The organism is Brevundimonas sp. FG8 (genome assembly GCF_057808845.1).
The window spans coordinates 732,631-757,885 of sequence record NZ_JBMDIU010000001.1 but is presented as its reverse complement, the minus strand read 5'-3'; the positions used below and the strand labels follow the sequence as shown (position 1 = coordinate 757,885).

The following is a 25,255-nucleotide window of genomic DNA, read 5'->3' as shown; positions in this document are numbered from 1 at the left end:
GCGGGTCGATCTGCGGATCGGCCCGCCTTTTTCTTGGCGGAGCCCCCGAGAGACTGTCTAGATAACCGCGATGTACGCCCTCATCATCCTGACGCTGGTCGCGGCCTATATGGCGGTGCTGTTCGCCATCGCCTGGCGCAGCGAGCGGCGTGGTCCGTCCACTCCGGGACGCCGGTTCGGCCCTTGGGCCTATGCGCTCAGCCTGGCGATCTATTGTACGTCCTGGACCTACTACGGCGCGGTCGGCACCGCCGCACGCAACGGCTGGGAGTATCTGCCGATCTATCTGGGCCCCATGGTCGGGGTCGTCGTCCTGTTCCCCATCTGGAGGCGGATCACCGCCGCCGCGCGGCGCGAGAACATCGGCTCCATCGCCGACTTCATCTCCTCCCGATACGGCAAGAGCCAGACCCTGGGCGCACTGGTCGCCTGCGTCGCCATCGTCGGGTCCGTGCCGTACATCGCGCTCCAGCTCAAATCGCTCTCGATGGCCTGGCAGTTGCTCACCGCGGGCACAGTCGTGGCGGGCTCCGAACAACTGACCGTCAGCGTGATCGCCGTGGTTCTGGCAGGCTTCACCATCCTGTTCGGGGCCAGACGTCCTGACCTGACAGAGCATAATCGCGGCCTGATCCAGGCCATCGCGCTGGAATCGATCGTCAAACTGGCCGCGCTCGTCGCCGTGGCGATCTTCGCCGTCATGCTCCTCCTGGGTTCGCCCGAGCCGAAGGCCGCGCTCTCCGCCATGGGCCAACTGGCCTCCGCGCCGGTGATCGACAGCCGCTTCATCGCCATCACCCTGCTGGCGACCCTCGCCATCTTCTGCCTGCCGCGCCAGTTCCACGTCGGCTTTGTGGAGGCCGCGGACGCCAGCCATATCCGGCGTGCCCGGTGGGTCTTTCCGATCTATCTGCTCATCACCTCGGTCGCGGTGGTCCCCCTGCTCGCCGCCGGCGGCCTGTTCGCCGACATCGGCGACCCGGACCTGTTCGTGCTGGCCCTGCCCTTCCAGCAGGACGCGCAGATCCTGACGGCGGTGGTGTTCGTTGGAGGCTTCTCTGCGGCGACCGCAATGGTCATCGTCGAGAGCGTCGCCCTGTCCGCCATGGCGTCCAACAGCCTGATCCTGCCCTTGCTGGCACGCGACCGCTGGCGCGCCCGCGAGGACGCCTCGGACATGGCCGGCGCCATCCTGCAGGTTCGCCGCATCGTTATCTGCGTGATCCTGTTCCTCGCCTGGCTCTATTTCCAGGCGACCGACCGATCCAGCGGCCTGGCCTCTATCGGCCTGACCTCTTTCGCCGCCCTCGCACAATTGGCCCCGGCCCTGTTCGGGGCCGTGCTCTGGCGAGGCGGTCACGCCAAAGGCGCCATCGCCGGGATAGCGGTGGGCTCGTCGATCTGGCTGGCCCTGCTGGCCATGCCCCAGATCGCGGCGGCGCTGGGCGCGGCGGAACTGAACCTGCTGCAGCTCGCCGATCCCTTGCCGTTGGGTGTCTTCCTCAGCCTCGGGGCGAACCTCGCCTGCTACATTCTGGTGTCCCGGGCCGCCCGCCCCCGCCTGATCGACCGGGTTCAGGCCCGGGCCTTCGTGGATCGGGTCAGCCCAGACTGGCACGAGCGCAGCACAGTCCCGTCGGGCGCCTCCGTGGGCGATCTCAAAACCCTCGTCGCCCGCTTCGTCGGCGACGCCGGAGCCGAACGATCGTTCGCCGCCTTCGCCCGCGAGGCCGGTCAGTCTCTCAAGGACGCCGATCCCGCCGACGCCGGCCTCGCCCGCGCCGCCGAGCGGATGCTGGCCGGCGCGGTCGGCGCCTCATCCGCCCGCCGGGTCATCTCGGCGGCCCTCGCCGGAGGAGGCCGCGCGCCCGAAGACGTGGTGCGGATGCTCGACGAGGCCTCGCAGGCCGTCCAGTTCAACCGCGAACTCCTGCAAGCCACCCTCGACAACATCGATCAGGGCGTCAGCGTGGTAGATGAGGACCTGCGCCTGATCGCTTGGAACGCCCGCTATATCGAGCTGTTCGATCTGCCATCGGGCTTTGTTCACGTCGGGCAGCCGGTCGCCGCCGTCTATCGCCTGAACGCCGAGCGCGGCGAGGTCAGCGTGGCGGATATGGAAAGCTGGATCGAACGGCGTCTGGACGCCCTTCGCCGCCGCGCGCCTCATGACCATGAAAGGGTCCAGCCGAACGGCCGGATCCTGAAGTCAACCGGCGCGGCCATGCCCGGCGGCGGCTACGTCACCTCCTACACCGACATCACCGAACTGCGCCGGGCGGCACAGGCGCTGGAGGAAGCCAACGAACAGCTGGAGGCCCGGGTCGCGGACCGCACCGAACGTCTGAATGAGGCGAGGCAAACGGCGGAAGACGCTGTCGCCTCCAAAACTCGGTTCCTCGCGGCGGCGAGCCATGACCTGCTTCAGCCCCTGCATGCCGCCCGGCTGTTCATCGCGGCTCTGAAGGACGAAGGCGGCGACGGCGCAGCGCGCGACCTCGCCGAGAACGCCGACCGCTCCATCGAGAGCGCGCATGGACTGCTCAAAGCCCTGCTGAATCTCTCGCGGCTGGAAACGGGCGGCGTCCGCCCGGCGGTCGGCGCCCTGTCGATTGAAGCGCTGTTCGCGGACCTGAGACGGGAGTTCACGCCTTTGGCCACCGCCAAGGGGCTCAAGCTCCGGATCGTTCCGTCCCGATTGTGGGTGGCGTCCGACCGCGACCTGCTGCGGTCGTTGCTACAGAACCTGGTCGGCAATGCGATCCGCTACACCGATAAGGGCGGCGTCCTGATCGGCGCGCGCCGGGTTGGCGCGAGCCACCTGAAGCTGGAGGTTCATGATACCGGACGCGGCATTGCGCCCGATCAGCAGGAAGCCGTCTTCGCCGAGTTCACACGACTGCCGGGACGAGGCGGGGATGAAGCCGGGGTCGGCCTCGGCCTCGCCATCGTCCGCCGGGTCGCCAGCCTGCTGGATCATCCGCTGACGCTACGGTCGGAAGTGGGGCGCGGATCGACCTTCACGGTCTCGGCGCCGGTGGCGGCGCCGATCATCAGCCGGCCCGACACAGCGCGCGCACCGACCCTGACCGCTGCCCCGCTGGCGGGCCTGAAGGTCCTCTGTGTCGATAACGAACCCGCCATTCTGGAGGGCCTGGTCGCCCTGCTGGGACGATGGGGGGCCACGCCGGTCGCGGTCTCCGACGCCGCGGCTGCGCTTGATGTGGCCCGAACGTCTGATTTCGACGCCGCTCTCATCGATCTGCATCTCGGACAAGGTCCCGACGGCCTGTCGGTCATTCAGGCGTTGCGCGAGCTCGGTCTCGCACAGATCGCCCTGATCACCGCCGACGCCGAGGAGGGCCTTTCAGCCCGTGTCACGGCGGCCGGAGCCGTCCTTCTATCGAAGCCGGTCAAGCCCGCCGCCCTGAAAGCCTTCCTGTCCAGCCGTCGGCGCTAGCGTTCAGACGTCCAGAGAAAGGGCCTGGGCCGCGATCACCGCCTGGGTCCGGTTGTGGACGCCAAGCTTGCGGAACACGCTGGTCAGGTGCGCCTTGATGGTCGCTTCGGTCACGCCGAGATCGAAGGCGATCTGCTTGTTCAGCCGCCCCTGTTGCAGGCCGATGAGGATCTTCAGCTGCGACGGCGTCAGGGTGGCGATACGCGCCTCCATCGGCTCGCCTTCATCCTCGTCATCAAGCGGAGGACACCAGCCGTCACCGGCGAGTATGGCTGTCAACGCCTCGACCATCTCGGGCAGGGTCGCGGATTTGGGAATGAAGCCGGCCGCCCCGAACGCAAGGGCCCGGCGAACGGTCGCGCCATCCTCACTGGCCGAAACAACCGTCACCGGCACGGCGGGAAAGTCTCTGCGGAGCTCCGCCAGCCCGGCGAACCCTTCGCTGTCGGACAGCTTCAGATCCAGCAGCAACAGGTCGACCGGTCCTGCGCCCAGAGCCTCCCTCGCTCCGGCCAGACTGGCCGTCTCGTGAAGCGCGGCATCGGGCGCCGCGCGCGCCAGCGCGGATCCCAGGGCGCCCCGGAAAAGAGGATGGTCATCGGCGATTACGATGCGGTCCAAATCGTATCCTCCCAGGTCCCGGCCGCAGTCTGACGCCACGTGTCCATGCGCTACACTGCCACCCCTCGACTTTGGTCGAAAGTAGACCAATGGCTAATGGTTCCCGACAAGGGGCCGCCGGATGGTGGCGTTCAGGAGGCTCGCAGCAGATGAGCCCGGGAGGACGCCATGACATTGAAACCCGCACTGCTCGCCGGCTGCGCGGCTCTCGCCCTGTTTTGCGCGCCGGGCCTCGCCCAGGCCCAGAGCCAGGACGTCGCCGGCCTCGAAGCCCGCATCGCCCAGCTGGAAGCCCAGCTTAATGAGCTGAAGACAGCCGTTCAGGCTTCCCGGGCGGAACAGGCCGTTCAGCAGCAGGCGGTGGCGCAGGACATCCAGCGGATCGAGCAACGCGCCGCCGCCGCGCCGCCCGCGCCCGCGCCCGCGCCCGCGGCTCCTGCCGACGGCTTCCGGATCGGCAACAACACCCTCCGCTTCGGCGGCTTCGTGAAGGCCGACTATATCATGTCCGACTACAGCGGCGGCGATCCCGCCAACGGCGACGCCTTGCGGGACTTCTACCTGCCCGGCTCGATCCCGGTGGGCGGTCTCGATGAAGGGCCCGCGTCTGACTTCAATGCGCGCCAGACCCGCTTCTGGCTGACGACCGAGGGCCTGATCGGCGGCCACCGGGTCGGCAGCCGCATCGAGATGGACTTCCAGGTTCTGCCAGGAGCGGGCGACCAGCGCACGACCAGCCCGTCGAACCTCGCCCTGCGCCGCGCCTTCGTGACCATCGACAACTGGCTGTTCGGTCAGGAATGGACGAACTTCCAGAATATCAGCGTCCTGCCGGACACCGCCGACTATATCGGGGCCAGCGAGGGCACGGTATTCGCCCGCCAGGTTCAGGTCCGGTACACGAAGGGGCCCTTCTCGATCTCGATCGAAAACCCCGAAACGACCCTGACCCCGTTCGGAGGCGGCGCGCGGATCGTCGCCGATGACAACAGCCTGCCCGACATCACCGCCCGCTACACCCTGACCCGCCCGTGGGGTGAGGCGTCGGTCGCGGGTATCGTCCGCCAGCTGACATATGAAACGACCGGGCTCGGCGCGATCGATGCCGACGCGACCGGCTGGGGCCTTTCAGCAGCGGCCCGGATCAAGGTCGGCGGGACTGACGACCTGCGCCTCATGGTGTCCGGCGGTGAGGGCATCGGGCGCTATATCGGCCTGAACTTCTCCAATGACGCGGTGCTGACCGCCTCAGGCGATCTGGAGCCCATCGGCGTGGTCGCGGGCTTCGCCAGCTATCGTCACGTCTGGTCGCCGCGCTGGCGGTCGAACCTGACGTATTCGGCCCAAAGCGTGGACAATGACACCTCGCTGACCGGCGCCTTGGCCAACCGGTCCGCCCAGAGCATCCGCGCCAACCTGATCTGGACGCCCCTGCCCGCCTTCGATGTCGGCGCCGAGCTGATGTACGGCGAGCGTGAGCTGGAATCCGGCGCCTCGGGCGAACTCAACCGTCTTCAGGTGTTTGCGAAATATGGCTTCTAGTCTTCCGAAAGCGTCCGTCGTGAGTGATCCCGAAACCTACCCCGTCGATCCGGCCTGGGCGGCGCGCGCCCACATGAACAGCGCCGCCCTCACCACCGCCCGTGTCTCGGCGCGTGAGACGCCGGAGGGGTTCTGGGCGGAGCAGGCGCGTCGGTTGGACTGGATGAGGGCGCCGACGCAGATCAAGGACGTGTCGTTTGACCAGGCGGACTTCCGCATTCGCTGGTTCGCCGACGGGGTGCTGAACGTCGCCTGGAACTGTCTGGACCGGCATCTGGCCGACCGCGGCGACGAGACCGCCATCATTTGGGAAGGCGATGAGCCGACCGATGACGGGCGACTGACCTATCGCGAGCTTCACGCCGAGGTCTGCCGCATGGCCAATGTCCTGAAGGACATGGGCTTGGTGAAGGGCGACCGGGTGACCCTTTATCTGCCGATGATCCCCGCCGCGGCTGTTGCGATGCTGGCCTGCGCCCGCATCGGGGCGGTGCATTCGGTGGTGTTCGGCGGTTTCTCGCCCGACAGTCTGGCGGGCCGGATTGAGGACTGCGGCTCCAGGGTCGTCATCACCACCGACGAGGGCGTGCGCGGCGGCAAGCGCATCCCGCTGAAGGCCAATGTCGATGCGGCGCTGGAGAAGGTGGCGCCCGAGGCCAAGGTCGAGAAGGTGCTGGTGATCCGGCACACCGGCGCCGACGTGCCGATCCTCGAGGGCCGCGACATTCTCTATGATGAGGCGAAGGCGACGGTCAGCGCCGACTGCCCCTGCGAGCCGATGAACGCCGAGGATCCGCTGTTCATCCTCTACACCTCGGGCTCTACGGGTAAGCCCAAGGGCGTGCTGCACACCACCGGCGGATACCTGTTCTGGGCGTCATGGACCCACGAGCTGGTGTTCGACTATCGCCCCGGCGAGGTCTTCTGGTGCACCGCCGATGTGGGCTGGGTGACCGGCCACAGCTATTGCGTCTATGGCCCGCTGGCCAACGGCGCGACGACCCTGATGTTCGAGGGCGTGCCCCACTATCCGGACCACAGCCGCTTCTGGCAGGTGGTGGACAAGCACCGGGTGGAGATCTTCTACACCGCCCCCACCGCGCTGAGGGCCCTGATGCGCGAGGGCGACGGGCCGGTGAAGGCGACCAGCCGAAGCTCCCTGCGCCTGCTGGGCTCGGTCGGCGAGCCGATCAATCCCGAGGCCTGGCGCTGGTATCATGAGGTGGTCGGCGAGGGCCGCTGCCCGATCGTGGACACCTGGTGGCAGACGGAGACCGGGGGGATACTGGTCTCCCCCCTGCCCGGCGCGACCGACCTGAAGCCCGGCTCGGCGACCAGACCCCTGCCCGGCGTCGAGCTGCAACTGGTGGACGCCGAAGGGCGGGTGCTGGAGGGGGCGGCCGAGGGCAATCTGGTCATCACCGACAGCTGGCCGGGCCAGATGCGCACGGTTTATGGCGACCACCAGCGCTTCTTCGACACCTATTTCAGCACCTATCCGGGCAAGTATTTCACCGGCGACGGCTGCCGCCGCGACGCGGATGGCTATTACTGGATCACCGGCCGGGTCGATGACGTGATCAACGTCTCGGGCCACCGGATGGGCACCGCCGAGGTCGAGAGCGCGCTGGTCCTGCACGACGACGTGGCCGAGGCCGCCGTCGTCGGCTTCCCCCATGACATCAAGGGTCAGGGCATCTACGCCTACGTCACCCTGAACAAGGGCGTCGAGCCGACCGACGATCTGAAGGCCGCCCTGATCGCCCAGGTCCGGCACGAGATCGGCCCCATCGCCGCCCCCGACGTCATCCAGTGGGCCCCCGGCCTGCCCAAGACCCGATCCGGCAAGATCATGCGCCGCATCCTGCGCAAGATCGCCGAGAACGAAATCACCGCCCTGGGCGACACCTCAACCCTCGCCGACCCCTCCGTCGTCGACGACCTCGTCACGAACAGGGCCGGGGCCGCTTAAACCGCTCCCAGCGCCTGCGTCAGCGCCGGGCGAAGTTGTCCTGCACCCGATTGACGGCGTCAAAGCCGACACGGGCGGTTGATCTGCGACGGGAGCGGGTCAAACCGGCTCATGACGCCGGCTGTCACCGGGTCAGCGATCTCGTCCGCGCATCGACCAGTTTTTGGCGAAGATCATCCAGTTGCACGACCCGAGCCTCCGGCGTGTGGGTGGCCATCACCCGGACCTGTCCGGCACGGGCCATGACGCGGCGCAGATGGGGGTCCTCGACCAGCCTCAGGATCGCCTCGGTCAGGCCCGGCGCTTCTGGCGGATCGACATAGAGGGCGTGCGGACCGCTGGCTTCGCGCAAGCCCCCCCGGCCCGATGACACCAGGGCCGCTCCAGCCGCATGGGCCTCAAGCGCGGTCAGGCCCAGCGCCTCTGCTACCCGGGAAGGCGTCACGGCGATGGCGGCGCGGCGGGTCATCGCCACCACGTCCGCCACAGGCGCGGAACGATGCACCTCGACCCGGTCGCCGAAGCGGGCCAGCGCCTCGACATGCGGCGCCGCCCAGCCAGAGTGCTTTTCCCAGTCGCCCAGCATCAGTGCGCCGCGCCAGTCCCGATGACGGTCAAGCACCGCCGCCAACGCCGTGCAAAAGGCGTCCATTCCCTTCTCCGGCATGGCGCGACCCACGAACAGGATAAGGGGCTCCTTCTGCTCGGCGCTCCCGCCCCAGACACCAATGTCGATGGGGTTGCAGACCGCCGAAAGCGAACCGCCGAAGCCCGGATAGTCGGCCCGAAATTCGGCGCAAGCGGCGTCACTGACGAACAGCAGGTGATCAAACGCCCGAAGACGACGGCGATAGCGGAAACGCTCGAACAGATTACCCGGCGGTTTGATCCGGGTGTGGCGATACAGAACGTGGACGGGGCCCGGCAGCCCTCGCGCCAGTTCCGCAGCGGGCCCCAGTTGCTGATGGTACTCGACGATATCGGGGGCGAGGTCGCGCAGCAGGCCGGCGACCGCCTTTGTCCGCGCCGCCTTGCCCAGGCCGCCCGGAACAGTGATGAGATCCGGCAAGACAGGATCGACCGCACCTGCATCGCAGATAATCCGAACATCGGCGCCATAGCGGCTACGGGCGTTCAGGACGGCGGCGACAGTCTCCATGGAGTTGGCGCGCCCCCGCTCCATCAGGCTCCCGCGCGGCATGACCACGGCGACACGCATATCAGACCGCCCTCTTTAGCGGACAGGTCACGCCGGACGGACGGCGGCGGTTCCAGGGGATCAACGCAGTTCCGGCAGGCGACGCATCAGCGACTGCCTCCACTTCCGCCCGCGGTCGGCGGCCGTCTTCGGCTGATTGCGCTCGCAGTAACGCATGTCCCCACCCCACAACGCGTGCAGGGGCCCGGCCAGATGGGGGTGGCGGTCATGCTGGTGGACGATGGGGCTGATGCTTCCATCGGGGTTGAACACCTTGCCGTCCACGACGCTCAATCCGGCGCCGGGCGTCATTCCAAGGGTGGCGACCCGGCCGAAATTGGGCTTCACCTCGGCTCGCACCAGATCCATATGCACAGCCAGATTGCAGGCCGCCTGATCGGCGCCGAAGGCCCCGCCGATCTGCGACCTTGGTATGGCGGCCAGCATCAGGATCATCCGACAGAAGCGGGCCACGTCATCGCGCGGGCCCATCACCGTCCCGACGCAGATGCAGGGCTTGTCGGCCAGGGTGGCGGTCATCTCCTCGCCGACCAGGGCCGTCATATGCTTCATGTTGAAGGCGTGATCGCGCAGAACGCCGCCTTCGTTCTCGACGAAGACCTCCAGCCGACGCGGCGGCGGCCCGAACGGCTCGGACTGGAAGACCACGTCGCGCACATCGGTCAGCAGCACATCGACGGCGTTCGGATAGCGTTCGATCAGGGCCGCATAGGCGGCGAAGCGCGACATCACCGGATGCGGCTCCCAACCCTCAACAGCCTCGGGATGAACCGCGTCCACGCCATGCTCGGCCAGCAGTTCAAGAACATCGGCGCGGCGATCCACCACCAGGGCGACGGCGCCGTCGAAAACCGCCCGCAGCGACCGCACGAAGGGCGCGATCATCGCCGCGTCGTAGCCGGTGGCGTAGCCCAGAACGAGGTCATCGGGCGCATCCAGCACCCGGGCTGCGCCGGCGGGACGGCTCATTGCTCCGGAGAGCCATCGGAGATAGGCCGATTTGGGCGTCGAGGTCTTCATCACATCAACATCTCTTTGGACCGCCCCCGGGCAGAAGTAGCCGGGGCTGGGCGCGAGGTAACGCACAGAGGGCCTGTAAGGTCTCACCGGGTAAGACGCCGCCGCCCGCCGCTTGCCTCAAAAGAATCTGCAGGGCCTGACCGAAGGACCGGTTCGGAGCAGGCCCCCCCCCCCGCACCGGCGCTCCCGCCGTCAGTTCCACAGCCGACACATCGCAGCGGTCTTCGGTTCTCACCGGTTTGCCCGACCGCCCGGGCCGTCAACGCGGGAAACAGCCCCCCTCACACGCCGGAATTGATACCGGACCACGGCCCGCGCCGCTCCGGGTCAATTTTGTGATAATGATTTGCAAATTCACATAAGCACGGATAACCCGGCGGCCTCAAAGTTCGGGGTGCATCCATGATCACGCGTCATCTCCTTTCCTCCGCAGCGGCGGCGGCCCTTTTCACTCACGCAGGCATCGCCGCGGCGCAGACCGCGGCGCCGTCGACCCAGGCTGTTCCGACGGTGGTCGTGGATGACACCACGACCACGCCGCCGGCCGCGCCGGTTTATGGCTCGGGCGGCGAGTCCGGCTCCACCACCCTGAATTTCGAAGCGATCCAGAGCCGTGCGCCCGGGTCCGGCGATGTGAACAGCATCCTGCGCATCCTGCCGACGGCGCAGTTCAGCAACTCGGCGGGCAATGCGACCCGCGAGTCGCTGCAGGATTTGCGCCCCGAGACCCTGTCCATCTCGGGCGGATCGGTGAACGACAACCTGTTCATCCTCGATGGGGTGGGGGTGAACAACTACGGCTACGACGATGACGCGCTCCCGGGCGACTTCACCGGCACCGGCGTCGCCGCGGCCTCGGCCCAGACGCACTGGGTGGACACCAGCCTGATCGGCGACCTGACGATTCGCGACTCCAACGTCTCGGCCCGCTACGGAGACTTCCAGGGCGGCGTCGTCGAGATCAACACCCGCGCGCCCGCGCATACCTTCGGCTTCCAGACCTATTACGGCATGACCAGCGACGGCATGGCCGAGTACCGGATGTCCGATCTGGCCCGCGACAGCTACGGCTCGGGCGCCCGCCCGGCTGAACCGACGTTCGAGAAGGAGCGCTTCGGCTTCAACGTCGATCTGCCGATCAATGAGCGCCTGCGACTGCTGGCCGGCTACAACCAGACCAACGCCACGGTGACCAACTTCCCCGGCGCCCTCTACACCGCGTGGGGGGAATGGGGCCAACGTAGCAAGGCCGAGAACTATCTGCTCAAGGGCGAGTACAATCTCACCGACTCGATCCAGCTGACGGGTCAGGTGACCTACGCCCCCTATGAGAGCGAGGCCCGCCAGACCAACACCGCCTACGACAACCAGATCATCTCGAACGGCGGCGGCCTGACGACCCGTCTCGGTCTGGACGGCACGCGCGGCGACGCGATCTGGAGCCTCGACCTCACCCACGCTGACACCGACAACGACCGCGACGCCCCCTGGGGCACCTTCAACATCTCCAGCTCCGCGCCCGGCATGACCGGCTGTTCGACCGGATCGTCATGCACCATTGGCGCCGCGGGTGACTTCTATCAGGACCAGCAGGCCACGACGCTGAAGGGCGAGTGGGAGCAGCCGCTGGGCTTCGGCAATCTCGCCGGCGGGTTCGAGATTTCGCACATTCAGGCCCACCGCGAGCGACCGCAGGAGCTGATTTCCCACCTGAGCGCCAACATCAACGTCAACACGGTCTGCACCCTCGGCGAGAGCCTGGCCTGCCGCAACGGCGCCTATGCCCTGACGACCCAGCTGCGCTACGGCGCCTTCGACGCCGACGCAGAGATCAACTCCTACGGCCTGTGGGCGGAGTATCAATTCGATGTCGCCGGCTTCGATATCCGCGCCGGCCTGCGCTACGACCACGAAACCTTCCTGGACAACCACAACATCGCGCCGCGCCTGTCGGTGTCGCGTGACCTGTCGTGGGCCGAAATCAACGTCACGGCGGGCCTGAACCGCTACTATAACCGCAGCTTCGTCGGTTACGCCCTGCGCGAGGGCGCGGGGGTGACCCGCACCTACACTCGCACCCCGACCATCGTCGGGACCGAGCGTCGCTGGAGCGACAACTGGGTGCTGACCAACCACACCGACAGCAACCGCTACTCGGGCCTTGGTCTGGACACGCCCTACTCTGACGAAGCCACCCTGGCCCTGACCGGGCCGCTGGGCTGGATCGGCGGTCAGTACCGCGTCAAGGGCGTCATCCGCGAAGGCCGCGACCAGATCTCGCGTTCGGTCCGCTTCACCGAGATATACGACAGGGAAACCGGCACGACGGCGACGCGGTCGGTCTACTACGGCGCCAATGACGGCGAGCGCAGCTACAAGGGCCTGTCACTGGAATACACCCGCCCGATCGGCGCGGATCACACCCTGACCTTCAGCACCAATTTCTCGCACACCGACGCCACCAACCTCAGCCTGTTCGACATGTCGGACGAGGTCGAGCTGTCGGGCGTGATGGTCTATTACCAGGGCCAGGTGGTCGACCTGATCCAGGCCCTGTCGGACAACCAGCTCGAGGACTACGCCTCGCCCTTCATGCTCAACGGCGACTGGAGCGCGCGCTGGTTCGACGGTCGCGTCCGCACCAACGTCAACGCCCGATACCGTCAGGGCATCGAGGTGGTCGCCGACACCGGCGCAAACATCAACGTCGGCGGCACGAACTACGACGTCTACGACAAGGTCGACTTCTCCGACTCGGTCGATGTGAATCTGAGCGTGGAGGCCGACGTGGCCCGCACGTCCTGGGGCACCGTCAGCGTGGACGCCCGGGTCAACAACGTCTTCAACACAGTCCTCAATCAGGACTACGAGTCGACCAGCCAGCCCTATCAGCTGGGTCGCAACGCATGGGTTTCGGTCAAATTCCGCTATTGAAGACCATTCCTGGAAGCGCCGTTCCGGCGTCCCTCGTCCTGGCGATCAGCCTGATCGCCGGGGCGTGGGCGTTCGACGGCGTGCGCGCTCAGGAAAGCGCGGCGCCGATACGGGTCGTACTGCCCGAACACCCGACGGCGGAAGACTTGCGCGCGGCCTATTCGGGCGCGCCAGAGACCTGGCCGGCGCCTGTCCTGAGGGACGGCGCGGCTTTCACGGAACTCGGTCCCCTGCCCCCGGCGCCCGCTCCCGCCGACAATCCCACGACGCCGGAAAAGGTCGCGCTGGGCCAACGCCTGTTTGATGACCCCCGCCTTTCAGCCTCCGGTCAGATCGCCTGCGCATCCTGCCATGCGCGCGAGCTCGGTTTCGCCGACGGCCTGCGCACATCCTTTGGCCATGATCGCCGGCGCGGACGCCGCAACTCCCCCTCCGTGGCGGCGTCCGGTCACATGCCGGTGCTGTTCTGGGACGGACGCTCCGACACGCTCGAAGCCCAGAGCCTGCACCCCATCGTCGATCCGCTGGAGATGGCCGGAGCCCTGCCCGAGATCGAGGCCCGGATCGCGGCCGAACCATCCTACGCCGAAGACTTCCGCAAGGCCTTCGGAGACGAAACCATCACCATCGACCGGATCGCCAAGGCGTTGGCGTCCTTCCAACGAAACCTGCGTCCCGGTCAGGTCCGGTGGCGACGTTTCATCGATGGCCAGCGGAGCGCGCTGAATGACCAGCAGTTGCGCGGCCTGCACCTGTTCCGCACCAAGGCCGCCTGCGCCAGTTGCCACAGCGGCCCGGTGTTCAGCGACGGCAAGTTCCATAATCTCGGCCTAACCTTCTATGGCCGCGAGCGCGAGGATCTGGGCCGGTACGAGGTCACGGGGCTGGCGCGGGATGTGGGCGCCTTCCGCACGCCAAGCCTGCTCAGCACATCGCGTACAGGACCTTGGATGCACAACGGTCTGTTCCCGAGCCTTGAGGGCATCGTCCGCTTCTACAACGCCGGCGGCGCCCATCCGCGTCCGACGGCCGCGCAGGAGGACGATCCCCTGTTCCCCAGGACCGACCCTATGCTGCAGCCGCTGAACCTGACCGAGGAAGAGATCGACGACCTCGTCGCCTTCCTGGAGACGCTCTGAGGTTGTGGATCAGCGCCCCGGACGGGTCCGGTAGTCCATGTTCACCGTGAACTCCCGCGACGCCCACCGGGCTCCGGGCTCCGGGCGCGGGAACGGCTGGGTCGACGCGATCTGATCCATGGCCGACCGGTCCAGCGCCCGAACACCGCTGGACCGCACCAGACGCAGGCCGCTGACCCGCCCGCGGCGATCCAGCCGGAAGCTGACGGTCACCAAGCCCTGTGCGTCGCCGGGATGGCGCTTGTGCTGCTCGATCCAGGCCAGCACCCGGGCGAAGTAGACGTCCGTGTCGGCGGCGGCGGCGGCGCCCAGCGCTTGCCCCCCGCCGCCCTGCGTGGCCCCGTTGAGGGAAGCGTCCGCCGATATCGGCCCTGAACCGGCTCCCTCGGCGTTACGCGCTGTCCCCTGCCGATCCCCGGTGTCCCGGGCGTTGTGAACGCGAGGGGTCGGCTCGTTGAGTTTGACCGGCGGCGGCAGGGTCAGGTCGGACGGAATGGAGGAGATCGTCTGACGGAGACGTAGCGGTGCGGCCACCGGCTGGGGCCGCGCCGCAGCCGGCGCCTCCTGCTCAGCCATGGAAGCGACGGCGGGCGGCGTCTCGGAGTCGAAGCGCGGCGAGGGCTCGAGCATCAGATTGATCACCGGAGCCGCCCCTCCGTCCGACGACGGCGCCGCCTGCAGGCCGATCAGCATCACCAGACCGGCATGGGCCGCCGCCGCGATGCCATAGGCCGCGAACCGGCCACCGCGGTGGCCCTTCGCCTGTTGCGACTGTGGCTCCGGCCTGCCTGTGAGAGGGATCGCCGCCATGTCCGTCAGTCGTCCTTTGTCAGGCGTGCGGATCGCGGGGCGGGGAACGAAAACATGGGCAGTGAATAGCGATAATCACTCGCAAATTCCACACCTGCCGCACGTGAAAATCCCGCTGCGGACATCGGTGATTTTCTGCGCAAACTGGTCCCTCCCCGTCCCGCTGCGCAAGAATTTTGCTTAACGGTCTTGTGCGGCGCAGCGAGGCATGGTTTCTTAACGGCGTTGAACAGGAGCCCCCGTGGCCAATCGCGTCCACATCGTTGACCGCAAGAGCGCCGCCAAGGCGATCGCGGCCACGCGTGCGCCTTCGGTCCAACTGGCCCTGAACACCCTTATTATCGCTGTATCGCTCGCCCTCCTTACCGGAGCGGTGTGGACGCACGTGACCTGACCTAACGCAAAATCAGGATCGCCCGCAGCCACCCGCTTCCAACCAGGAAGCGGGTTTTTTGTTGTGCGCGATCCGGACACCTCCGGAGCGACCCTTCGCAATGACGCAAGATTTCACCTCTAACGACCGTCCCCCTAACGCGAGAAGTCGCGCGGTTACGGCCGGCCCGAACCGCGCCGCGGCCCGCAGCTACCTGCGCGCCGCCGGCATGCAGGACGCCGATTTCGACAAGCCGATGATCGCGGTGGTCAACACCTGGTCCTCGGTCACGCCGTGCAACATGCACCTGGACCGTCTGGCCGCCGACGTGCGCGCCGGGATCATCGCCGCGGGCGGCTATCCGGTCGACTTCAACACCATCGTCGTGACCGACGGCATCTCGATGGGCACGCCCGGCATGAAGGCCTCGCTGATCAGCCGCGAGGTCGTCGCCGACAGCATCGAGCTGGCCGTCGAAGGCCATCAGCTGGACGGCGTCATCTGCATCGTCGGCTGCGACAAGACCATACCGGCCGCCGCCATGGCGCTGGCCCGCATGGATATCCCGGGGCTGGTCTACTACGGCGGTACCATCATGCCGGGGACCATCGGCCAGAAGGAGGTCTCGGTTCAGGAGATCTTCGAGGCCATCGGCGCCCACGCCGCCGGAGCCCTGGACGACGCAGGCCTGAAAGCCGTCGAAACGGCGGTCTGCCCCGGCGCCGGCGCCTGCGGCGGCCAGTTCACCGCCAACACCATGGCCATGGCCCTGTCGGTCATGGGTCTGTCCCCGATGGGCGCCAATGACGTTCCCGCCGTCGATCCGGCCAAGGCCGCCGAGGGCGAGCGCTGCGGTCGCCTGATCGTCGAACGCGTCTTCGCCGGCGACAGCGCCCGCAAATACATCACCCGCGCCAGCCTGCGGAACGCCGCCGTCGCCGTCTCGGCCTCGGGCGGCTCGACCAACGCCGTCATGCACCTCACCGCCATCGCCGCCGAAGCCGGGGTCGAGTTCGGCGTCGAGGACTGCCATCAGGCTTGCGTCGACGCCCCCGTCATCTGCGACCTGAAGCCGGGCGGCCGCTTCCTGGCCTCGCACCTGTTCGCCGCGGGCGGCACCCGTCTGGTCACCCAGCGAATGGCCGAAGCGGGCAAGATCGTGAACGCGCCCACGGTCTCCGGCCGCAGCCTGTTCGCCGAGGCCGCCGAAGCCGAGGAGACCCCGGGCCAGCAGGTGGTCGCCACCTTCGACGCCCCCGTCATGGATCGCGGCAGCTTCGCCGTCATCTACGGCGACGTCGCCCCGGACGGCGCGGTCATCAAGCTGACCGGCCACCAGGTCGATCGCTTCGAAGGCCCGGCCTGTGTCTTCGACAGCGAGGAAGACGCCTTCCACGCCGTTCAGGACGGATCGGTCGGCGAAGGCGACGTCATCATCATCCGCTACGAAGGCCCCAAGGGCGGCCCCGGCATGCGCGAGATGCTGCAGGTCACCGCCGCCCTGAAGGGTCGCGGCGTGCACGACGTCGCCCTGATCACCGATGGCCGTTTCTCGGGCGCCAGCTACGGCTTCGTCGCCGGACACGTCTCGCCGGAAGCGGCGGTCGGCGGCCCCATCGCCCTGATCCGCGACGGCGACCGTATCGCCATCGACGTCACCCATCGCCGCATCGACGTCATCGGCGTCGATCTGGCGACGCGCCGGGCGGACTTCGCCCCACACACCATCCGCCCGGCGCACGGTGTCTTCGCCAAGTACCGCGCCTCGGTGGCCTCCGCCGCCCAAGGCGCCGTGACCATTCCCAACCCGCCCCCGGTCCAGCGTCCCGCCGAGACCGAAACCCGCGCCGCCCGAGAGGACGCCTGAACCATGGCCATCACCATCTACACCAACGACGATATTCGCCCCGGCGCCATCGCCGGTCAGCGCATCGCCATCATCGGCTACGGCTCGCAGGGCCGGGCCCATGCCCAGAACCTGAAGGACTCTGGCCATGATGTGGTCGCGGGCGTCCGCGAAGGCGGCAAGGGCTGGCGCAACGCCACCGCCGACGGCGTCCCGACCGCCGAACCCGCCGAGGCGGTCAAGGGCGCGGACATCATCGCCATCCTGACGCCGGACATGATCCAGGCCGAGGTCTATCGCGACATCATCGAGCCGAACGCCAAACAGGGCGCCGCCATCCTGTTCGCCCACGGCTTCTCGATCATCTACGGCCGCATCACGCCGCGCGAGGACATGGACGTCATCCTGGTCGCCCCCAAGGGCCCGGGCGATCTGGTCCGCCGTGAATACCAGCGCGGCCGGGGCGTCCCCTCCCTGTTCGCCATCGAGAAGGATGCGACCGGCAAGGCCCGCGACCGCGCCATGGGCTACGCCAAAGGCAACGGCGGCGCGACCGGCGGCCTGCTGGAGACCACCTTCCGCGAGGAGACCGAGACCGACCTGTTCGGCGAACAGGCCGTCCTGTGCGGCGGCGCCAAGGAGCTGGTCATGTCCGGGTTCAACACCCTGGTCGAGGCCGGCTACCAGCCCGAGATCGCCTACTTCGAGTGTATGCACGAGCTGAAGCTGATCGTGGACCTGTTCTACGAAGGCGGCATCACCAGGATGAACGAGTTCATCTCGGAAACGGCCAAGTGGGGCTCGGTCAAGTCAGGCCCGCGCGTCATCACCGACGAAACCCGCGCCCGCATGAAGACCATTCTGGATGAAATCCAGTCGGGTCAGTTCGCCAGCGAATGGATCGCCGAGAACGAGGCGGGCAAGCCCCGCTACGACGCCTGGGTCAAGGCTGACGGCGAACAGCCCATCGAACGGACCGGCGCGAAACTGCGCGAGCGCATGGCCTGGCTGCACGCCCCCAAATCGGAAGCCGCCTGAACCATGACCGCCTCCGCCGCCCGTATGTCTGAACCCGCCGCCGCCCCGAAAAGCGGCGCCCGCCTGCTCGTCTCCACCCTGGAGCGGCTGGGGGTTGAGGTCGTGTTCGGCTATCCGGGCGGCGCGATCATGCCCGTCTATGACGCCCTGGCCGGATCGAACCTGCGCCACATCCTGGTCCGTCATGAACAGGCCGCCGCCTTCGCCGCCGACGCCTGGGCCCGTCGCAGCGGCAAGGTCGGGGTCTGCATGGCCACCTCCGGTCCCGGCGCCACCAACCTGATCACCGGCATCGCCAATGCGATGATGGATTCCATCCCGGTCGTCTGCATCACCGGTAACGTCGCGCAAGGCGTCATGGGCACCGACGCCTTCCAGGAAATCGATATCCTGGGCGTCACCCTGCCGATCGTGAAGCACTCCATCCTGGTCCGCGATCCGGCCGATGTTCCGGCCGCCATCGAGGAAGCCTTCCATATCGCCGCCTCGGGCCGCCCCGGTCCGGTTCTGGTCGACCTGCCCAAGGACGTTCAGGTCGGTCAGACCACCGAGGACTTCGGCTTCAGCTATCCGAACACCGTCGTTCCGGTGGACCACGACGCCATCGCCGCGGCCGCGGACGCCATCCGCGCCGCGCAACGGCCACTGATCTATGTCGGCGGCGGCGTGAAGATCGGCGGCGCGACAGAGCAGGTCCGCGCCTTCGCGGAGGCCACTGGCATCCCGTCGGTCGCGACCCTGAACGCGCTGGGCACGATCCCGACCGACGCTCCAGGCTTCCAGGGCATGCTGGGCATGCACGGCACGCGCGCGGCCAACGAGGCCGTGCAGGAAGCCGATCTGCTGATCGTCTTCGGCGCCCGCTTCGACGACCGCGCCACCGGCAAGCTGGCTGAGTTCGCCCCCCACGCCCGCGTCATCCATTTCGACATCGACGCGTCCGAGATCGGCAAGCTGCGCGAGACCTGGATTCCGGTCGCGGGTGAGCTGGCGCCGGGCGTCGAGGCCCTGACCGCCCATCTGGCGGGCAAGGGTCCGGCCATTGATCCGTGGATGATCCACTGCGCCAGCCGGGTTCAGCGCACCGCCTTCCGCTACGCCGACGCTCCGGGCGAAGGCGTCTACGCCCCGGCCCTGCTGAAGGCGATCTCGGAAGCCGCCGGTGATGACTTCGTCGCCGCCTGCGACGTCGGCCAGCACCAGATGTGGGCCGCCCAGCACTGTCGGTTCGCAAAGCCGGAAGCCCACATCACCTCCGGCGGCCTGGGCGCCATGGGCTTCGGCCTGCCCGCCGGTATAGGCGCCAAGCTGTCCGATCCGGACGCCACGGTCGTCGTCATCGCCGGCGACGGCGGCTTCATGATGAACGTGCAGGAGCTGGCCACCCTGCGCCGCTACGGCATCCCGGTGAAGGTTCTGCTGCTGGACAACAGCTCCCTGGGTCTGGTCCGCCAGTGGCAGGAGCTGTTCTTCGACGGCAACTACTCGGAGATCGACCTGTCCGACAATCCGGACTTCGTGAAGGTCGCCGAGGCCTTCGGGATCGAAGCCTTCCGAATTAGCCGACGCGAGGAGGTCCAGGCCGGGATCGCCCGCCTGCTGGCCGCCGACGGCCCCTGCCTCGCGCACGTGATTATCGACCCCCGGGAAAACGTGTGGCCGCTGGTCCCGCCCGGAAAGAGCAACGCTGAAATGATGGAAGGCGCCTGAGCCATGAGCACCGAAACCCTGCACCTGAACATTGATCGCGCCGACGGCTCGCTTCAGCGCCTGATCGGTCTGGTTGAGCGTCGCGGCTTCCACATCGATGGCATCACCATGCGCGATGAGGGCCCGGCACGCCGAATCGAAATGGCCGTGCGCGGCCGCGACGCCGCCCGTTGCACCCGGACCCTGGGCCGACAGATCGACAAGCTGTTCGGCGTCACCCGCGTCAGCGCTTCCGCCTCGTCCTTCCATCCTGAGGTAGCGGCATGACCAAGGTTCAAAAGGCCGTCGCCGCCGATCCGAACCGGGTCATCGTCTTCGACACCACCTTGCGCGACGGCGAACAGGCGCCCGGCTTCTCCATGGGGCCGGAGGACAAGGTCCGCATGGCCCGCGTGCTGGCGGACCTGAAGGTCGATGTGGTCGAGGCCGGTTTCGCCGCCGCCTCACCCGGAGACGAAGAATGCGTGCGCCGTGTGGCCGGCGAGGTGGAGGGCCCCGTCTTCTGCTCGCTGGCCCGCTCCAACGAGTCCGACATCGATGCTGCGTACCGCGCCCTGAGCGGCACTCAGGAGCGCCGCATCCACGTATTCCTGGGCACCAGCCCGATCCATAGGTCGGCCAAGCTGAAGATGTCGAAGGCCGAGGTGCTGGCAGCCGCCGAGCGTTCGGTCGCCTATGCCCGCACCCGCTTCGAGGACGTGGAGTTCAGCCCCGAGGACGCCATCCGCACCGAGCCGGAATTCCTGGCCGAGGTGTGCGAAGTCGCCGCCGCCGCGGGCGCCACCACCCTGAACATTCCCGACACCGTCGGTTACTCCACGCCGGGCGAGATCGCCGAGATTTACCGCAACCTGATGGCCGCGGTCCGCGTGCGTCATCCACACGTGGTCTTCTCGGCCCACTGTCATGACGATCTGGGCATGGCCGTCGCCAACTCCCTCTCAGCGGTCGAAGCCGGGGCGCGTCAGGTCGAGGGCGCCATCAACGGCATCGGCGAACGGGCGGGCAACGCCTCGATCGAGGAAATGGTCATGGCCATCCGCACCCGGTCGGATCGCTACGGCCTGCACACCGGCGTGGACGCCACCCATCTGGTCCGCGCCAGCCGCCTGCTCAGCGAGATCACCCACACCCCGGTCGTGCGCAACAAGGCCATCGTCGGTCTGAACGCCTTCGCCCACGAGGCGGGCATCCACCAGCACGGCATGATGGCCGACCCGTCGACCTACGAAATCATGCGCCCTCAGGATGTCGGCTTCGAAGGCACCTGGTTCGTACTGGGCAAGCACTCGGGCCGCCATGCGGTCGCCAAGCGCGCCGAGGCGCTGGGCCAACCCGTATCCGGCGCCCATTTGGCCGCCGCCTTCGCGGGCTTCAAACGCCGCGCCGACGAGATCGGCGAGATCAACGACCACGAATTGCTGGCGATCATCGAGGCCTCGCGCCCGGACGCCGCCCCCCGACAGGAGTACGCGTATGCAGCCGCTGGCTGAACATATCTGGGTCAATGGCGAGCTGACGCCCTGGGCCGACGCCAAGGTTCACGTGATGAGCCACGCCCTGCACTATGGCACCTCGGTGTTCGAGGGCATTCGCGTCTATGACACCCCGGACGGTCCCTGCGGTTTCCGCCTGACAGACCATGTGCGCCGACTGTTCGACAGCGCCCGCATGTATCACTTCGAACTGCCGTACACAGTCGACGAGCTGGTCGAGGCCTGCCGCGCCACCGTGCGATCAACCGGGCTGACGTCCGCCTACATCCGCCCCATCGCCTTCCTCGGCGCCTGCGGCATGGGGGTGACGCCCTCTCCCCAGAATATGAACGTCGATGTCGCCATCGCCGCCTTCCCGTGGGGCGCCTATCTGGGCGAGGAGGCGCTGGAAAAGGGCGTCGACGCCTGCGTGGCCAGCTGGTCGCGAATCGCCCCCAACACCGTGCCCTCGGGCGCCAAGGCGGGCGGCAACTATCTGTCGTCCTATCTGATCGGGCGCGAAGCCCGGGTCGGCGGCTTCGGTGAAGGCATCGCCCTGGGCACCGACGGCCGCCTGTCGGAAGGGGCCGGCGAGAACCTGTTCATCGTCAAGGACGGCGAGATCATCACCCCGCCCGCCGCCGCCTCCATCCTGATGGGCATCACCCGCGACAGCGTGCTGAAGCTGGCGCGCGGTCTGGGGTACGAGACCCGCGAACAGATCCTGCCGCGCGAGGCCCTCTATGTCGCCGACGAGATCTTCATGACCGGCACGGCCGCCGAGATCACCCCGGTCCGCTCCGTGGACGGCATCGCCACCCGCGCCGCGGGGCCGGGGCCGGTGACCAAGGCGGTCAACGCCGCCTTCCGCGGCCTGTTCACCGGCGCCACGCCGGATCGCCTCAGCTGGCTGGAGCCGATCAACGCCCCCGCCCCGGCTCCGCAGCGCGAGGCCGAATATGCCTGAGACCCTGTTCGAGAAGGTCTGGAACCGGCACGTGGTGCAGGCGGAAACGCCTGACGCCCCGGCGGTGCTCTACATCGACCTGCATCTGGTCCACGAGGTCACCAGTCCGCAGGCCTTCTCCGAGATCGAGAGCCGGGGCCTGAAGGTGCGTCGTCCCGACCGCACCTTCGCCACCCTGGATCACTCCACCCCCACCCTGCCCGCGGACGCGAGCGGCGAGCGCCCCTACTACACGCCGGCCTCCAGGGCGCAGGTCGAGACGCTGGAAGCCAACTGCGCCCGGCACGGCGTCTCGCTGGCGGGCTGGGACTCGGCGGATCGCGGCGTGGTGCACGTCATGGGACCGGAACTGGGCCTGACCCAGCCCGGCATGACTGTCGTCTGCGGCGACAGCCACACGGCCACCCACGGCGCGTTCGGAGCCCTGGCCTTCGGCATCGGCACCTCCGAGGTCGGCCATGTGCTGGCCACCCAATGCCTGTTGCAGCGCAAGGCGAGGACCATGCGCGTCACCGTGGACGGACAGCTGCAGCCCGGCGTCTCGGGCAAGGACGTGGCGCTGGCCATCATCGCCCGTCTGGGCTTCGGCGGCGGCACCGGCTTCGTGGTCGAATACGCCGGCGAGGCCATCCGGTCGCTGGACATGGAAGGGCGGATGACCGTCTGCAACATGTCGATCGAGGCGGGCGCCCGCGCGGGCATGATCGCTCCGGATCAGACCACCGTGAACTGGCTGAAGGGCCGCAAGCACGCGCCCGACGCCGCCGTCTGGGACCAGACCGTCGCCGACTGGCTGTCGCTGGCCTCCGACCCCGGCGCGATCTATGATGCCGAAGTCCACATCGACGGCGGCGCCATCCGCCCCATGGCGACCTGGGGCACCACCCCGGACGCGGGCTCGGCCATCGGCGAGCCCGTCCCGGCTCCGTACGACGCCTCCGGCGAAAAGGCGCTGGCCTATATGGGCTTCACCCCCGGCGAGGCGACCACCGGCCATGCGGTCGATGTCGTTTTCATCGGCAGTTGCACCAACGGCCGCCTGCCCGACCTGCGCGCCGCCGCGGAAGTCTTGCGCGGCCGCAAGGTGAAGCCGGGCCTGCGCATGCTGGTCGTTCCCGGCTCGGAGGCCGTCCGTCGCGACGCCGAAGCCGAAGGGCTGCACACGGTCTTCACCGACGCGGGGGCCGAGTGGCGCATCCCGGGCTGCTCCATGTGTCTGGCCATGAACGGCGACATGGTGGCTCCGGGCCAACTGGCGGTCTCCACCTCCAACCGCAATTTCGAGGGCCGTCAGGGCCCCGGTTCGCGCACCATTCTGGCCAGCCCCGCCACGGCGGCGGCGACCGCCATCACCGGTGTCCTGACCGACCCGCGCGTGTTTCTGCAGGAGGCCGCCCTCCTCAAGCAGCCGAGCGCCGCGCGCGAGGCGGTAGGAGCCCAAAATGCCTGAGCCCTTCAAATCCCTGACCTCAAAAGCCGTGGTCCTGTCACAGTCGAACATCGACACCGACCAGATCATCCCCGGCCGCTTCCTGAGCACGACCAGCCGCGAGGGTCTGGGCGCATGGGCCTTCTACGACTGGCGTTATGAGTCCGACGGCTCGCCCAAGCCTGAAGCCATCCTGAACCGGATCGACCCGACCGAGCGCCGCATCCTGCTGGCGGGGAAAAATTTCGCCTGCGGCTCGTCGCGTGAACACGCTCCCTGGGCGCTGATGGACTACGGCTTCCGCGCCGTCGTCTCGACCGAGATCGCCGACATCTTCACCTCCAACGCCCTGAAGAACGGCTTCCTGCCCATCGTCGTCGATCAGGCGACCTGGGACGATCTGGCCGCCCACGCCGACCAGCCGATCACCATTGATCTGGAAACCTCAACCATCCAGCGCGGCAATGCACCGCCTGTCGCATTCGCGGTGGAGAGTTTCGCCCGCCAGTGCCTGCTGGACGGGGTCGACACCCTCGGTTGGCTGCAAGCCCGCCTGCCTGACATCGAAGCCTTTGAACGCCGGAAAGAGACCGTCTGATGCCCGCCTCCAAGACCTATGACATCGTCGTCCTGCCCGGTGACGGCGTCGGCCCCGAAGTAACCCACGCGGCCAAGGCCGTGCTGACGGTCGTCGGCGACTTCTTCGGTCACACCTTCAACTTCAGCGAACACCTGATCGGCGGCGCGGCCATCGACGCCACGGGCGACCCCCTGCCGCCGGAAACCGCCGCCGCCTGTCTGGCCGCCGACGCAGTGCTGCTGGGCGCCGTGGGCGGACCGAAGTGGGATGGCGGCAAACGCCGTCCGGAAGAAGGCCTGCTGGGCCTGCGCAAGGCCATGGGCCTGTACGCCAACCTGCGTCCCCTGCAGGTCTCGCCGGTGCTGGCCCACCGTTCGCCGCTGAAGAAGGAGATCGTCGAGGGCGTCGATCTGATCGTCTTCCGCGAGCTGACCGGCGGCATCTATTTCGGGGAAAAGACCCGCACCGCCGACCGCGCCACCGACCTTTGCGAATACACCGTGCCGGAGATCGAACGCGTCGCCCGCGCCGCCTTCCAGACCGCCCAGCAGCGTCGCGGCAAGGTCACTTCGGTCGACAAGGCCAACGTCATGGAAACCAGCCGCCTCTGGCGCGAGGTCGTCAGCCGCGTCCATGCCGAGGAGTTCCCGCGTATCGAACTGGAGCACGCCTTGGTCGACTCCATGGCCATGCACCTGATCCGCAAGCCGCGCGAGTACGACGTCATCCTGACCGAAAACATGTTCGGCGACATCCTGTCGGACGAGATTTCGGTGCTGGGCGGCTCCATCGGCCTGCTGCCCTCGGCCTCGCTGGGCTCCAGCGGTCCGGGCCTGTTCGAACCGATCCACGGCTCGGCGCCGGACATCGCCGGTCAGGACAAGGCCAACCCGGTCGGCACCATCCTGTCCGCCGCCCTGCTGTTGCGTCACAGCCTGGGACTGGAGGACGAAGCCGGCTCCATCGAAGCCGCCTGCGCCGCCGTCCTGTCAGCCGGAGCCGTCACCGCCGATCTGGGCGGGGAGCTGGGCACCCGCGCCGCCGCCAACGCCGTGATCGACGGGCTGCGCGCCATCCACTGGGCCGCCGCTCATCGCGTCCAGATGCACTGGGCCTGAAC

19 protein-coding genes are annotated in these 25,255 nt (G+C 67.9%); 15 read left to right on the top strand and 4 right to left on the bottom strand.

The features are described from left to right. Window positions 1–70: 70 nt before the first annotated feature. Window positions 71–3,460: a PAS domain-containing hybrid sensor histidine kinase/response regulator gene (locus ACODRV_RS03490; RefSeq protein WP_488907423.1), complete on the top strand. Its 3,390-nt coding sequence runs from the start codon at window positions 71–73 to the stop codon at window positions 3,458–3,460. A 3-nt stretch (window positions 3,461–3,463) separates the two neighbouring features. Here ACODRV_RS03490 and ACODRV_RS03485 read toward each other — a convergent pair whose 3' ends face one another. Beyond that, window positions 3,464–4,081, bottom strand: coding sequence for a response regulator (locus tag ACODRV_RS03485; protein WP_488907422.1), 618 nt, complete (start codon window positions 4,079–4,081; stop codon window positions 3,464–3,466). Window positions 4,082–4,249: 168 nt separating this feature from the next. Here ACODRV_RS03485 and ACODRV_RS03480 point away from each other — a divergent pair, with 168 nt between their 5' ends. Both ACODRV_RS03480 and acs read left to right on the top strand, forming a co-directional pair. Then, entirely contained in the window at window positions 4,250–5,623 is a 1,374-nt protein-coding gene (locus ACODRV_RS03480) for a DcaP family trimeric outer membrane transporter (protein ID WP_488907421.1), read from the top strand. Then, window positions 5,613–7,595, top strand: coding sequence for an acetate--CoA ligase (gene acs, locus ACODRV_RS03475; protein ID WP_488907420.1), 1,983 nt, complete (start codon window positions 5,613–5,615; stop codon window positions 7,593–7,595). Before ACODRV_RS03480 ends, acs begins: the two co-directional genes overlap by 11 nt. Window positions 7,596–7,719: 124 nt before the next feature. Here the strand turns inward: acs and ACODRV_RS03470 are convergent, their stop codons facing one another. Further along, entirely contained in the window at window positions 7,720–8,814 is a 1,095-nt protein-coding gene (locus ACODRV_RS03470; protein WP_488907419.1) for a glycosyltransferase family 4 protein, read from the bottom strand. 60 nt (window positions 8,815–8,874) lie between these two features. Then, window positions 8,875–9,783: a hypothetical protein gene (locus tag ACODRV_RS03465; protein WP_240811748.1), complete on the bottom strand. Its 909-nt coding sequence runs from the start codon at window positions 9,781–9,783 to the stop codon at window positions 8,875–8,877. 453 nt (window positions 9,784–10,236) lie between these two features. Here ACODRV_RS03465 and ACODRV_RS03460 point away from each other — a divergent pair, with 453 nt between their 5' ends. Both ACODRV_RS03460 and ACODRV_RS03455 read left to right on the top strand, forming a co-directional pair. Then, the gene (locus ACODRV_RS03460; RefSeq protein WP_488907418.1) at window positions 10,237–12,768 is read left to right on the top strand and encodes a TonB-dependent receptor; all 2,532 of its coding nucleotides are present in this window, start codon (window positions 10,237–10,239) and stop codon (window positions 12,766–12,768) included. Next, window positions 12,765–13,907, top strand: a complete 1,143-nt coding sequence (locus ACODRV_RS03455; RefSeq protein WP_488907417.1) for a cytochrome-c peroxidase — start codon at window positions 12,765–12,767, stop codon at window positions 13,905–13,907. Before ACODRV_RS03460 ends, ACODRV_RS03455 begins: the two co-directional genes overlap by 4 nt. 9 nt (window positions 13,908–13,916) lie before the next feature. Here the strand turns inward: ACODRV_RS03455 and ACODRV_RS03450 are convergent, their stop codons facing one another. Continuing rightward, on the bottom strand, window positions 13,917–14,717 hold the full coding sequence (locus ACODRV_RS03450) for a TonB family protein (protein WP_141626216.1): 801 nt from the start codon (window positions 14,715–14,717) through the stop codon (window positions 13,917–13,919). Between the two features lie 241 nt (window positions 14,718–14,958). Between ACODRV_RS03450 and ACODRV_RS03445 the strand changes: the two genes are divergently transcribed. The 10 genes from ACODRV_RS03445 to leuB all read left to right on the top strand — a co-directional run bounded on the left by ACODRV_RS03445 (window position 14,959) and on the right by leuB (window position 25,253). Continuing rightward, window positions 14,959–15,111: a hypothetical protein gene (locus ACODRV_RS03445; RefSeq protein WP_168196797.1), complete on the top strand. Its 153-nt coding sequence runs from the start codon at window positions 14,959–14,961 to the stop codon at window positions 15,109–15,111. Between the two features lie 100 nt (window positions 15,112–15,211). After that, window positions 15,212–16,957 (top strand): dihydroxy-acid dehydratase, encoded by a 1,746-nt coding sequence (gene ilvD / locus ACODRV_RS03440; protein ID WP_488907416.1) that lies wholly within the window; start codon window positions 15,212–15,214, stop codon window positions 16,955–16,957. A gap of 3 nt (window positions 16,958–16,960) precedes the next feature. Further along, window positions 16,961–17,974, top strand: a complete 1,014-nt coding sequence (ilvC, locus tag ACODRV_RS03435; RefSeq protein WP_141626214.1) for a ketol-acid reductoisomerase — start codon at window positions 16,961–16,963, stop codon at window positions 17,972–17,974. 3 nt (window positions 17,975–17,977) lie between these two features. Then, window positions 17,978–19,684: an acetolactate synthase 2 catalytic subunit gene (gene ilvG / locus ACODRV_RS03430; protein ID WP_141626213.1), complete on the top strand. Its 1,707-nt coding sequence runs from the start codon at window positions 17,978–17,980 to the stop codon at window positions 19,682–19,684. Between the two features lie 3 nt (window positions 19,685–19,687). Next, window positions 19,688–19,951 carry an ACT domain-containing protein gene (locus tag ACODRV_RS03425; RefSeq protein WP_141626212.1) on the top strand — a complete coding sequence of 88 codons (264 nt, stop codon included), beginning with the start codon at window positions 19,688–19,690 and terminating at the stop codon, window positions 19,949–19,951. Then, window positions 19,948–21,177 (top strand): 2-isopropylmalate synthase, encoded by a 1,230-nt coding sequence (locus tag ACODRV_RS03420; RefSeq protein ID WP_141626211.1) that lies wholly within the window; start codon window positions 19,948–19,950, stop codon window positions 21,175–21,177. The genes ACODRV_RS03425 and ACODRV_RS03420 overlap by 4 nt, the downstream gene beginning before the upstream one ends. After that, window positions 21,161–22,126 carry a branched-chain amino acid transaminase gene (locus ACODRV_RS03415; protein ID WP_488907415.1) on the top strand — a complete coding sequence of 322 codons (966 nt, stop codon included), beginning with the start codon at window positions 21,161–21,163 and terminating at the stop codon, window positions 22,124–22,126. Before ACODRV_RS03420 ends, ACODRV_RS03415 begins: the two co-directional genes overlap by 17 nt. Then, a complete protein-coding gene (gene leuC / locus ACODRV_RS03410) occupies window positions 22,119–23,576 on the top strand; it encodes a 3-isopropylmalate dehydratase large subunit (RefSeq protein WP_488907414.1) in 1,458 nt (485 codons plus the stop codon). The genes ACODRV_RS03415 and leuC overlap by 8 nt, the downstream gene beginning before the upstream one ends. Then, a complete protein-coding gene (gene leuD / locus ACODRV_RS03405; RefSeq protein WP_488907413.1) occupies window positions 23,569–24,153 on the top strand; it encodes a 3-isopropylmalate dehydratase small subunit in 585 nt (194 codons plus the stop codon). Before leuC ends, leuD begins: the two co-directional genes overlap by 8 nt. Then, window positions 24,153–25,253 (top strand): 3-isopropylmalate dehydrogenase, encoded by a 1,101-nt coding sequence (leuB, locus tag ACODRV_RS03400; RefSeq protein WP_141626207.1) that lies wholly within the window; start codon window positions 24,153–24,155, stop codon window positions 25,251–25,253. The genes leuD and leuB overlap by 1 nt, the downstream gene beginning before the upstream one ends. The last annotated feature ends 2 nt before the right edge of the window (window positions 25,254–25,255 follow it).

Bases quoted from the DNA above. Each gene is read 5' to 3' on its own strand.
- ilvG (WP_141626213.1), top strand. From the start codon at position 17,978: ATGACCGCCTCCGCCGCCCGTATGTCTGAACCCGCCGCCGCCCCGAAA.
- ACODRV_RS03460 (WP_488907418.1), top strand. From the start codon at position 10,237: ATGATCACGCGTCATCTCCTTTCCTCCGCAGCGGCGGCGGCCCTTTTC.
- leuB (WP_141626207.1), top strand. From the start codon at position 24,153: ATGCCCGCCTCCAAGACCTATGACATCGTCGTCCTGCCCGGTGACGGC.
- ilvC (WP_141626214.1), top strand. From the start codon at position 16,961: ATGGCCATCACCATCTACACCAACGACGATATTCGCCCCGGCGCCATC.
- ilvD (WP_488907416.1), top strand. From the start codon at position 15,212: ATGACGCAAGATTTCACCTCTAACGACCGTCCCCCTAACGCGAGAAGT.
- ACODRV_RS03450 (WP_141626216.1), bottom strand. From the start codon at position 14,717: ATGGCGGCGATCCCTCTCACAGGCAGGCCGGAGCCACAGTCGCAACAG.
- ACODRV_RS03415 (WP_488907415.1), top strand. From the start codon at position 21,161: ATGCAGCCGCTGGCTGAACATATCTGGGTCAATGGCGAGCTGACGCCC.
- leuD (WP_488907413.1), top strand. From the start codon at position 23,569: ATGCCTGAGCCCTTCAAATCCCTGACCTCAAAAGCCGTGGTCCTGTCA.
- ACODRV_RS03490 (WP_488907423.1), top strand. From the start codon at position 71: ATGTACGCCCTCATCATCCTGACGCTGGTCGCGGCCTATATGGCGGTG.
- ACODRV_RS03465 (WP_240811748.1), bottom strand. From the start codon at position 9,783: ATGAGCCGTCCCGCCGGCGCAGCCCGGGTGCTGGATGCGCCCGATGAC.
- ACODRV_RS03480 (WP_488907421.1), top strand. From the start codon at position 4,250: ATGACATTGAAACCCGCACTGCTCGCCGGCTGCGCGGCTCTCGCCCTG.
- ACODRV_RS03470 (WP_488907419.1), bottom strand. From the start codon at position 8,814: ATGCGTGTCGCCGTGGTCATGCCGCGCGGGAGCCTGATGGAGCGGGGG.
- ACODRV_RS03420 (WP_141626211.1), top strand. From the start codon at position 19,948: ATGACCAAGGTTCAAAAGGCCGTCGCCGCCGATCCGAACCGGGTCATC.
- acs (WP_488907420.1), top strand. From the start codon at position 5,613: ATGGCTTCTAGTCTTCCGAAAGCGTCCGTCGTGAGTGATCCCGAAACC.
- ACODRV_RS03425 (WP_141626212.1), top strand. From the start codon at position 19,688: ATGAGCACCGAAACCCTGCACCTGAACATTGATCGCGCCGACGGCTCG.
- leuC (WP_488907414.1), top strand. From the start codon at position 22,119: ATGCCTGAGACCCTGTTCGAGAAGGTCTGGAACCGGCACGTGGTGCAG.